At 71.7% G+C, this 10,689-nt stretch carries 6 protein-coding genes and 1 other RNA gene; 1 reads left to right on the forward strand and 6 read right to left on the reverse strand.

What is annotated here, in order from left to right:
• Positions 1-174 precede the first annotated feature (174 nt).
• Both JHD63_RS19775 and dnaX read right to left on the reverse strand, forming a co-directional pair.
• On the reverse strand, positions 175-507 hold the full coding sequence (locus JHD63_RS19775) for a YbaB/EbfC family nucleoid-associated protein (RefSeq protein WP_198972520.1): 333 nt from the start codon (positions 505-507) through the stop codon (positions 175-177).
• Between the two features lie 29 nt (positions 508-536).
• Entirely contained in the window at positions 537-2,444 is a 1,908-nt protein-coding gene (dnaX, locus tag JHD63_RS19780; RefSeq protein ID WP_198972521.1) for a DNA polymerase III subunit gamma/tau, read from the reverse strand.
• 60 nt (positions 2,445-2,504) lie between these two features.
• Here dnaX and ffs point away from each other — a divergent pair.
• Positions 2,505-2,600: signal recognition particle sRNA small type (ffs, locus tag JHD63_RS19785), an RNA gene on the forward strand.
• A gap of 98 nt (positions 2,601-2,698) precedes the next feature.
• Here ffs and mqo read toward each other — a convergent pair.
• From mqo to JHD63_RS19805, 4 genes are all read right to left on the reverse strand, one after another.
• On the reverse strand, positions 2,699-4,351 hold the full coding sequence (gene mqo / locus JHD63_RS19790) for a malate dehydrogenase (quinone) (RefSeq protein ID WP_198972522.1): 1,653 nt from the start codon (positions 4,349-4,351) through the stop codon (positions 2,699-2,701).
• A 113-nt stretch (positions 4,352-4,464) separates the two neighbouring features.
• Positions 4,465-5,802 carry a TIGR03862 family flavoprotein gene (locus tag JHD63_RS19795; protein WP_198972523.1) on the reverse strand — a complete coding sequence of 446 codons (1,338 nt, stop codon included), beginning with the start codon at positions 5,800-5,802 and terminating at the stop codon, positions 4,465-4,467.
• 5 nt (positions 5,803-5,807) lie between these two features.
• Positions 5,808-9,200 carry a UvrD-helicase domain-containing protein gene (locus tag JHD63_RS19800; RefSeq protein WP_198972524.1) on the reverse strand — a complete coding sequence of 1,131 codons (3,393 nt, stop codon included), beginning with the start codon at positions 9,198-9,200 and terminating at the stop codon, positions 5,808-5,810.
• A gap of 580 nt (positions 9,201-9,780) precedes the next feature.
• Entirely contained in the window at positions 9,781-10,566 is a 786-nt protein-coding gene (locus JHD63_RS19805) for a RecB family exonuclease (protein ID WP_370590586.1), read from the reverse strand.
• Positions 10,567-10,689: the final 123 nt, after the last annotated feature.

Here is a 10,689-nt window from a genome sequence, read left to right on the forward strand (position 1 = left end):
CCCCCCCCCCCCCCCCCCCCCCCCCCCCCCCCCCCCCCCCCCCCCCCCCCCCCCCCCCCCCCCCCCCCCCCCCCCCCCCCCCCCCCCCCCCCCCCCCCCCTTTTAGATGTGTATAAGAGACAGGCCAGGGAGATGGCGAATCGGCTCATCGTGCACGCCGCCCGGGGTGGGCGATCAGAACGGGAACTTCATTCCGCCCGGCAGCCCGGGCATGCCGGCGGTGAGCTTGCCCATCTTCTCCTGGCTGGTGTCCTCGGCCTTGCGCACGGCGGCATTGAAGGCGGCGGCCACCAGGTCTTCGAGCATGTCCTTGTCCTCGGCGAGCAGGCTCGGGTCGATGGTGATGCGCTTGACGTCGTGCTTGCAGGTCATCAGCACCTTGACCAGGCCGGCGCCAGACTCCCCCTCGACCTCGATCGTGGCGAGCTCGTCCTGGGCTTTCTTGAGGTTGTCCTGCATGGCCTGCGCCTGCTTCATCAGGCCGGCGAGTTGTCCTTTGTTGAACATGGGATTCCTTGTGTTTCCAAATAAGGGATTCAAGCGCCCTGCGGGGGCAGCGGCCTGATGCTTCCAGGCACGATTTTCGCGCCAAAGTCCCGCACCATCTGCTGCACGAAGGGATCGCTCTCGATGATTTCTTCCGCGCGGCGCTGGCGCTCGGCGGCGGCCACGGCATTGCGCCGGGCCGGGCTGTCGATGACCACGCCCACTTCCACGCTCAGCGCATCGGCGTGGCCGGCCTGGGCCAGGGCGGCGCGCAGGCGTTCGCGGCTGACCGGCTGGTTGAGCGACTCGCGCTCGACCCGCAGCATCCAGTGCCTGCCGTCGCGCGCCACCAGTTGCGACTGCAGCGCCAGTTCGCGCACCAGCGCGGTGATGGCCTCCGCCGCGATCAGTTCGCGCACCACGGCGTACCAGACCTCGCCCTCTTGCGTGGGCGTGAAGCTCGCCGGTACCGGCCGCCCGGGCACGAAGGCTTCGGCGCGCGGCTGGGTGCGCGGCCCCGGCTCGGGCTGCACGCGCACCGGTATCGCCACGACCTCGGCCGCATCAGGCCGGGCGGGGGGCGAGGCCGGCGGCAGCTCGGGCTCATAGTCCCGCTCGTCGGCCTCCCAGGGCGGCCCGTCGGCGTCCAGCGGCGGCGGCATGGGGGCGTTGCCATAGGACGCCGGTTCCGGCACGGGCTCGGGCGCCACCGGCGCCACCGGTGCCGGTGGCGGCGGGGCGGCGGGCCTGGGCTCCGGAGCCGGTGATGGTGGCAGCGGCGCCGGTGCGGGCGCGGGCGCAGGCGGCTCAGCCGGCTTCGGGCTTTTTTTTTCCGCCGCGGCCGTGGCAGCCCCTGGCTTGAAGGCCAGCAGGCGCAGCAGCACCATGGTCAGGCCGGCGTACTCATCGGGCGCCAGGCCCAGCTCGGCGCGGCCGTGCAGGCACAGGCTGTAGAGCAGCTGGGTTTCATCGGCCGGCATGGCCTCTGCCAAACGCGCGATCGCCACCGCCTCGGCGTCGGCCGCATCCACCGCCGCCGCCATCTGCGGCACGGCCTGCAGCACCGCCATGCGCTGCAGCACGACGCTCATCTCCTCCAGCGTGGAGGCCGCCGACAGGCCATGGGCGCGCAGGGTCTCGGCGGTGTCCACCACGGTGCGGCCATCGCCTTCGGCCAGGGCGCCGATCAGGCTGAAGACATGCGAGCGATCCACGCTGCCGAGCATGCGGCGCACCGGCTCTTCCTCGAGCCGGCCGTTGCCGAAGGCGATCGCCTGGTCGGTCAGCGACAGCGCATCGCGCATCGAGCCGCGCGCCGCGCGCGCGAGCAGGCGCAGCGCCTGCGGCTCGGCCGGCACGCTCTCGGCCTGCAGCACGGCGCCCAGGTGCTGCTGCACCGTCTCGGGCGCCATCGGCCGCAGGTTGAACTGCAGGCAGCGCGACAGCACGGTGACCGGCACCTTCTGCGGATCGGTCGTGGCCAGCACGAACTTGAGGTACTCGGGCGGCTCCTCCAGCGTCTTCAGCATGGCGTTGAAGGCGGTGTTGGTGAGCATGTGCACTTCGTCGATCATGAAGACCTTGAAGCGGCCCGCGACCGGCTTGTAGACCGCCTGTTCTAGCAGGGACTGGACTTCGTCCACGCCGCGGTTGGAGGCGGCATCGAGTTCGGTGTAGTCGACGAAGCGGCCGGCGTCGATGTCGCGACAGGCCTGGCACACGCCGCAGGGCTGGTCGGTGATGCCGCCCTGGCCGTCGGGGCCCAGGCAGTTGAGCGACTTGGCAAGAATGCGCGACACCGTGGTCTTGCCCACGCCGCGGGTGCCGGTGAACAGGTAGGCGTGGTGCAGCCGCTGCGTCTGCAGCGCGTTGGAGAGTGCCTGCACCACGTGCTCCTGGCCGACCATCTCCGTGAAGTTTCTGGGACGGTATTTGCGGGCGAGCACGAGATAGGACATGTGCCGGGATTCTACGGGGGGCGCAGGCCGGCTCGGGCGCGCGCGGGTATACTGGCGGCTGACGGGCCTCCCTGCATGGGGAAGCGGCCAACCGGGTCAGGTGGGGAACCAAGCAGCCCTAACTGTGGAGCCAGTGCCAGGATCAGGCTCGTCAACCTCCCCTCCCCACTTCCTGTTCGCGCATCGGCTTTTCCATGCGCGCAAGAAAGCCCGGCCTCCCTCGCAGGAGCCGGGCATTCGTTTGCTTGCAGCGCTTACAACGCGACGCTTTCGCTGGCCTTGGCCGGGCGCGGCCGGGTGTCGGCGGCGCCAGCGGCGGCGGCTGGCGACGGCCCCAGATCGATGCGCGGGGGCGGCGCCAGTTGCAGCACCTCGCTGGTGGCGCGCCATTCCTCGTACACCCTGGCCGGGCTGTCGTTGAGCCTGGTGCCGTAGCTCGGCACGATCTCGCGCAGGCGGGCCTGCCATTGGGGTGTGGCGAGCTTGTCCTTGAACACGGTCTTGAGCAGGTCGAGCATGATCGGCGCGGCCGTCGATGCGCCGGGCGATGCGCCCAGCAGGCCGGCGATGCTGCGGTCCTGCGAGCTGACGATTTCGGTGCCGAGCTTGAGCACGCCGCCCTTGTCGGCATCGCGCTTGATGATCTGCACCCGCTGGCCGGCCTGCCACAGGCGCCAGTCTTCCTTCCTGGCCAGGGGGAAGTACTCCTTCAGCGCCTGGTAGCGGTCTTCGTCGGACAGCATCAGTTGGCCGGCGAGGTACTCGACCAGCGGGTACTCGTCCACGCCCACGCGCAGCATCGGGCCGATGTTGTGCGGGCGCACCGTGGTGAACAGGTCGAGCAAGGAGCCTTCCTTGAGGAACCGGGTCGAGAACGTGGCAAACGGGCCGAACAGCAGCACCTTCTTGCCGTCGAGCACGCGGGTGTCCAGGTGCGGCACCGACATCGGCGGCGAGCCGACGGAGGCCTTGCCGTAGGCCTTGGCCAGGTGGCGGCTGGTGATCTCGGGCTTGTCGGTGACCAGGAAGGAGCCGCCGACCGGGAAGGCCGCGTAGTCCTTGGCCTCCGGAATGCCCGAGGCCTGCAGCAACTTGAGCGCGCCGCCGCCGGCCCCGATGAAGACGAACCTGGCGTCCACATCCTGCTTCGGGGCGCCCGACCTGGTGTTGACGTAGGACACGCGCCAGGTGCCGTCGGCATTGCGGTCGATGCCGCGCACTTCGCTGGAGAGCTGCAGCGAGAACTGCGGCTGGCTCTGCAGGTGGCTGACGAACTGGCGGGTGATCTCGCCGAAGTTCACGTCGGTGCCCACCGGCATCCAGGTGGCGGCGATCTTCTGCCTGGGATCGCGCCCCTGCATCATCAGCGGCACCCATTGGGCGATCTGCGCCGGGTCTTCCGAATACTGCATGCCGCGAAACAGCGGGCTGGCCTGCAGCGCCTCGTAGCGCTTCCTGAGATAGGCCACGTTGTCGTCGCCCCACACGAAGCTCATGTGCGGCGTGGAATTGATGAAGGAGCGCGGGTTCTTCAGCACGCCGCGCCGCACCTGCGACGCCCAGAACTGGCGCGAGACCTGGAACGCCTCGTTGATCTCGATGGCCTTGGCGATGCTGACCTTGCCGTCGCTGCCCTGGGGCGTGTAGTTCAGTTCGGCCAGGCCCGAATGGCCGGTGCCGGCGTTGTTCCAGCCGTTGGAGCTTTCCTGGGCCACCGCGTCCAGGCGCTCGACCATGGTCATGGACCACTGCGGCTCCAGCTCATGCAGCAGCACGCCGAGCGTCGCGCTCATGATGCCGCCGCCCACCAGCAGCACGTCGACCTTCTTCGTCTGTGCCTGGGCAGACACCGCCGCCACCGACACCACCAGGCCCAGCCACACCAGGCGTACCGTCTTCAACAACATATCGATCCCATCCGCACATCTTTTGCTCCAGATCAAACACCGGAGCGCGGCAGGATTGTAGAGGGTCGTCCCAAAATAATGGGGTTTTCCCTATTGCCAGACCAATCAACAGGTTATGTCTTGCCCAGCGCCCGCTTGCCGAGAAAGGCCAGCGCCCCCTGCGCCGCAGCCACCCCGCTGGCCATGCAGGCGGTCAGCAGGTAGCCGCCGGTGGGCGCCTCCCAGTCGAGCATCTCGCCCGCGCAGAACACGCCGGGCAGCGCGGCCAGCATCAGGTGGGCGTCCAGCGCCTCGAAGGGCACGCCGCCGGCGGTGCTGATGGCCTCGTCCAGCGGCCGCGGGGCGGTCACGGTGATGGGCAGCGCCTTGATGGCGGCGGCCAGTACCTCGGGGTTCGCCATGGCGTCCTTGTCCAGCAGTTCGTGCAGCACGCCGGCCTTGATGCCGTCCAGGCCGAGCCGGCTCTTGAGGTGGCTGGAGAGCGAGCGCGCGCCGCGCGGGTGGCGCACCTCGGCCAGCACCCGCTCGGGCGTGCGGTCGGGCAGCAGGTCGAGGTGGAAGGTGGCCGCGCCCTGCGCCGCGATCTCGTCGCGCAGCAGGGCCGAGGCGGCGTAGACCAGGCTGCCCTCGACGCCGGTGGCGGTGGCGACGAACTCGCCGCGCCGCGCGAAGCTGCGGCCGTCGCTGCCGGCGAACGTGATGGCCACCGACTTGAACGGCTGGCCGGCAAAGCGCTCGACGAAGTGCGGCGTCCAGCCGCCGGCGGGGGCCGGGCCGCGGCCGAGCAGTTCCTTCAGGAAGTCACGCCGGCTCTCGGCGCTCGCGCCCGGGCTGCGGCCGGCCACGTCGAAGCCGCAATTGGCCGGCTGCAGCGGCAGCACCGGCACGCCGCGCGCCTCCAGCAGCGGCACCCAGGCGCCGTCGGAGCCCAGCCGCGCCCAACTGCCGCCGCCCAGCGCCAGCACGGTGGCGGCAGGCTGCGCCGTGGCCTCGCCCGCGGGGGTGTCGAACACCAGCGTGTCCTCGCCCTGCCAGCCGCGCCAGCGGTGCCGCATGTGGAACTGCACGCCGGCCGCGCGCAGGCGGTGCAGCCAGGCGCGCAGCAGCGGGGCGGCTTTCATGTCGGTGGGAAACACGCGGCCGGAGGTGCCGACGAAGGTGCCCACGCCCAGCCCCTCGGCCCAGGCGCGCACCGCGTCGGCGCCAAAGCGCGCGAGCCAGGGCGCGATCCCGGCCTGGCGCGCGCCGTAGCGGCTGGCAAAGAGCGCTGGCGGCTCGGAATGCGTGAGGTTGAGCCCGCCGCGGCCGGCCAGCAGGAACTTGCGCCCCACCGAGGGCATGGCGTCGTAGACGTGCACGGCCTGCCCGGCGGCGGACAGTTGCTCGGCGGCCATGAGCCCGGCCGGGCCGGCGCCGATGACGGCGACGAAGGAGGAAACGGAATCAGGCATGCGGCTCATTCGGAGAAAAGATCGCCCTGCGCGGAAGGCGGCGGGGCTGGAGTGTCGCGCATGGGCGCGGGGCGCTGCCCGGCGGGCGGCTGCGGCGCGTCGAGCGGCAGCAACGCGCCCTGCCCCGACAGGAAGGCCGCTCGCACCGGCTCGCCCGGGAATGCCGCCTGCACCGCCGCGCGGTAGGCCTGCAACTGGGCGCGCAAGGCGGGCCGGCGCTCGGGCGCGGCGGCGGACTTGTAGTCCAGCACCCACCATTCGCCGGTGTCGCGGCGGCGCACCAGGCGGTCGATGCGCAGCGGCTGCCCGGCATGGGTGACCGGGACCTCGCTGCCCTGCCAGTCGAGCAGCGCGTCGTCCCAGGCCCAGCGGCCTTCGCCGTTGCGCACCTGCAGCGCCAGCGCGGCCGCGCGCGCGGCCTGGTCCGCGTCCAGGCCCCATTCGCGCGCGGCGGCGCTGCGCTGGCTGTCGGTGAAGCCGGTGCTGCCGGCGCTCGACCATTCCAGCAGCCGGTGCATGGCCTGGCCGATGGCCGATTCGGCGCTCTCGGCCTCGGGCTCGGGCGGCACTTCAATTTCCATAGCACGAAGCCCAGGTACTGCCTGGGCTTCAGGCAGAAATGGCATGGAAAACCCGGTTTCCGCCGGCGGCTGCGGCGCTGCAAGGGCCGGGCCTTGCACCGCGTCCTCCGGCGTGGCGAGCGCTTCGAGCCGGCGCCACCAGCTGCCGGGGTTGGCGCGGTGCGGCTCGACGCTGGAGAGCACCAGCCGGCGCCGCGCGCGGGTGGTGGCCACGTACAGGCCGTTGAGTTCCTCGCGCCGGCGCTCGGCCTGCTCGGCGGCGATGGCGCCGGCCGCGCCCGGCGGCGGCCGGCTTTCGCTGGCGAAGAACAGCAGCGACCGCGGCGCCGGCGCCTCGCCCGGCCAGTCGACCAGCACGCCCATGGTCTCGCCGCGCGCCGGGGCGGCGTCGGTGTCGAGCAGCAGCACCAGCTCGGCCTCCAGGCCCTTGGCGCCGTGCACCGTCAGGAGCCGCACCGCGTCGGCGTCGGCGCGCACCGGCGCCTTGATGCCGCCGGCCTTGAGCCTGCGCACGAAGCCATAGGCGGTGACGAAGCGGCCGGCGTCGATCTGCAGCGCCGCGCCCGGCACGGCGCGCAGCCGCGCCAGCACGGTGCCGCGCAGCGCGGCGGGCGCGGCGGCGGCAAAGCGCGCCAGCAGGTCGCCGTCGTGGTAGATGGCGTCGATCGCGTCATGCGGCGGCAGGCGCTCCAGCCACCGGCGCCAGCGCAGCAAGGTTTGGCCGGTGGCGGCGAGCCTGTCTTTCAGCCCGGGCGGCAGCGCATCGTCGGGCTCGCGCAGCACGCCCCACCAGGCCTGGTCCGCCGCGCCGGTCGCGCGCAGGCGCTGGCGGGCCAAGGCGATCTGCACCAGATCGTCGTCGCTGAAACCGAAGATCGGCGACTTCAGCGCGCGCGCCAGCGACAGGTCGTGGCCGTTGGAGACCAGCGCATCGAGCAGCGCGATCACGTCCTGCACTTCGGGCGCGTCGCGCAGATCGGTCTTCTCGGGCTGCTGCGCCGGCACCCGCACCTCGCGCAGCGCGTCCTGCATGGCCGACAGCGCCACGCGGCGCCTCGCCAGCACCATCACGTCGCGCGGGTGCAGGCCGCGCTCGGCCATCTGCGCCACCAGCCAGGCGGCGGCCTGGCGGCATTCGCGGTGGCGCAGCGTGTCTTCGGGCAGCACGCGCGGCTCGCTCAGGCTGTCGCGCCAGGCCGGGGCGGCGGCCTGCTGCCCGGCCTTGTCCTCGCGCGGCACGACCGGCAGGCGCAGCACCATGCCGGCTGCATCCGATTCGGTGGTGTGCGGGCGAAAGCCTTCGTATTCGCCGGCCTGCTGCGCCGCGCCCATGGCGGCGTTGACCGCGTCGATCACGGCCGGCGCGTTGCGCCGCGTGTGGTCGCAGGCCAGCCGGTCGCCGCCCAGGCCTTCGACCACGAAGCGCTGCGCGGCGCGGAACACCTGCGGCTCGGCGCGGCGGAAGCGGTAGATGCTCTGCTTGGGGTCGCCCACCAGGAACACGCTGGGCGCATCGCCCGCGCCGGCGCCGACGTAGGCCGACAGCCAGGCCTGCAGCGCCTGCCACTGCAGCGGGTTGGTGTCCTGGAACTCATCGACCAGCAGGTGCCGCACCCGCGCGTCGAGCCGCTGCTGCACCCAACCGGCCAGCACCGGGTCGGACAGCATGGCCTGGGCCGCGCGCTCGACGTCGTTCATGTCGACCCAGCCGCGTTCGCGCTTCAGGGCCGCGTACTCGGCCACCAGCAGGCGCACCAGCCGCGCCATGCGCTGGTGGTGCAGCCAGGCCGCGTGCTGGGCCTGGGCCTCGGCACAGCGCCGGGCCAGCTCCTGCGCGGCGCGGATCTGGTCGATGCCTTCGAGCTTGTCGCCGAACCTGCGCGGCTCGCCGGCCTGGGTCAGCAGCGCGGCGAGCACGCCGGCGGCGTCCTGCGCCGTGACCGCCTGCTCCAGTTCGGCGCCCTTGGCGGAGAAGGTCTTGGCGCTGGCGCGGCCGAGCGCGCGCGCGGCGGCGTAGAGCGGCTCGCGCTGGGCCAGCAGCCAGTCGGCCGGGGTCTCGCCCGCGCCGGCCATGTCGGGCCAGAGCGCGTCCCAGCGGGCGATGGCCTGCTCCACCGCCCCGGCCGCATCGGCCAGGGTGAATTCCACGCGCCGCTGCAGCGCGGATTCCAGCGCCTTGTGCGTCTGCGAGCGCCCATGCGCCGCCACCAGCGCATCGAAGTCCGCATGCAGCGCCGCGTCCGCCAGCACCGCCGCATGGAAGCGCCGCCAGACGCGCGCGACCGCGTCGCCGTCGTCCTCCAGCAGCTCATAGCTGGTGGGCAGGCCGAGCTGCTCCAGCACCGCCAGCGGCGCCGTGCGCAGCAGCGCGGCAAACCAGCTGTGGAAGGTGCGCACCTGCACCGGGCGGCCGGCCGCGAACATGTCTTGCTGCAATTTTGATAGCTTACAGCCCAGGTCATGCCTGGGCTCCGGGCCTTTTTCCTCGCCAATATCGGATTCCGGCACGCCGCGCGCGCGCAGTTCGGCCGCCCGCCGCTCGGGCGGCATCGCGGCGAAGTCGGCCAGCCATTGCTGCAGCCGCTCGCGCATCTCGCCGGCCGCCTTCTTGGTGAAGGTGATGGCCAGGATCTCATGCGGCGCGCAGCCCTCCAGCAAGGCCCGCACGATGCGCGAGACCAGCATCCAGGTCTTGCCCGCGCCCGCGCAGGCCTCGACCGCGACGCTGCGGCGCGGGTCGCAGGCGATGGCGTAGAAGCGCTCGCGCGGGATGCGGCGGCCGTTGTGTTCGTAGGCCAGGTTGGTGTGGTCGGTCACGGCTTGGCGCCTTGTGCTGCCTTGCTGGCGGCGGGTGCCGGGATATGCGCCCGGCGGCGCAGTAACTTTCTCTTGTCTCGCCAAGAGAAAGTCACCAAAGAGAAGGCGACCCCACTGTGGCGGTCCGGCTTTGCCGGACTGCTCTGCGGTGCTCGGTGGGGGCAGGCGGCTGCGGAACTCGCCTTCGGCTCAGACAGTCCTCGCCGTCCCTCCGCTTCGCTGCGGGCAACCTGCCCCCACCTCCGCTCCTCGACACCACAGAGGGGACCCCGGCCAGCCGCACGGGCCATCGCTGCGCTCGGCCCTATATTGGTATCCGGTTGTCCGCCTGCGCCGTTGGCAGGGCCGAGCAGCACAGCGCCGAGCGGATAAGGGCTCACCCGTGTTTGAGCGAAGCGAGTTGGGTGAGACCCCGCTCGGCGCGAGCAGCGCAGGGAACCCCGAAGGGGCCCTGACTCCGGCTCGCCTTTCTTTTGCCTACTTTTCTTTGGCGAAGCAAAGACAAGGTAGGTCGGCCGCCGGGCCGAGACCCGGCACCCGCCGTCAGCAAGACAAGCACAGCTCAAATCAGAAAAACCCCTCAAGCAACACTCCAAAAATCCTTACGACACAAGCCCCGAGCCGAGCAGTATTCGCAAACAACCCCCTCCCCCAACGCCGGCATCACAGCCCCTTCCGCAATTCGCGAAAGGTCCTCCAGAATGCCCTCGACCAGCAGGTCGCGCGCCGCCACTACATCGTCCTGCTCGACAAAGGTGGTCGGCCCCTTCTCCCCCACGTTGAGGTAGGCCGCACGCAACGCGTCGTCTTCCAGCAAGGCGGCGTAGAAAGCAAGCTGCGTGTCCTCGCCCGGCCGCTTGAGGCGCTCGCGCGTGGTCTGCAGGGCTTCGGTCTTGTAGTCCAGCACCAGCGCGGTGGCGGCCTCGCCGTGGCCGGTGTGGTCCAGGCGGTCGATCTGGCCGACCAGCGTGACCCGGCCCAGCGGCTGCTCGCGCCAGGACTCGGCCCAGGCGAAGCGGGCGCCCCCGGCCTCGTGCTCGGCCAGCCAGGCCAGGTAGCCGTCGCGCGCCTGCGGCCAGGTGGCGGCGAAGGGCAGGAATTCTTCGGGCGCCAGGCGGCGCGCGCGGGTCGCGGCTTCGGCGGCGGCGTCGAGCATGGCGCGGCGTTCTCCGGCGGCGCTGGTGGGCGCTGCGGCCAATGCCTCGTGAAAGCGCTTGAGCGTCTCGTGCAGCCAGAGGCCGAAGTCGCGCTTGTCGACTTCGGCATCGAGTTCATCGGCCTCCTTCAGGCCCAGTTGCCGCAGCGCGAAGAAGCGGTACGGGCACTTGCGCAGGTCTTCATAGGCGCTGGCCGAGAGCTGCGCCACCGGCAGCGCGTCGCCGCGCGGCAGGGGCGGCGCGGTGGGCGTGCACGGCCTGTCTCTTATACACATCTAAAAAGGGGGGGGGGGGGGGGGGGGGGGGGGGGGGGGGGGGGGGGGGGGGGGGGG

The sequence above is a fragment of the Xylophilus sp. ASV27 genome (genome assembly GCF_016428875.1).
Lineage (GTDB): Bacteria > Pseudomonadota > Gammaproteobacteria > Burkholderiales > Burkholderiaceae_C > Xylophilus.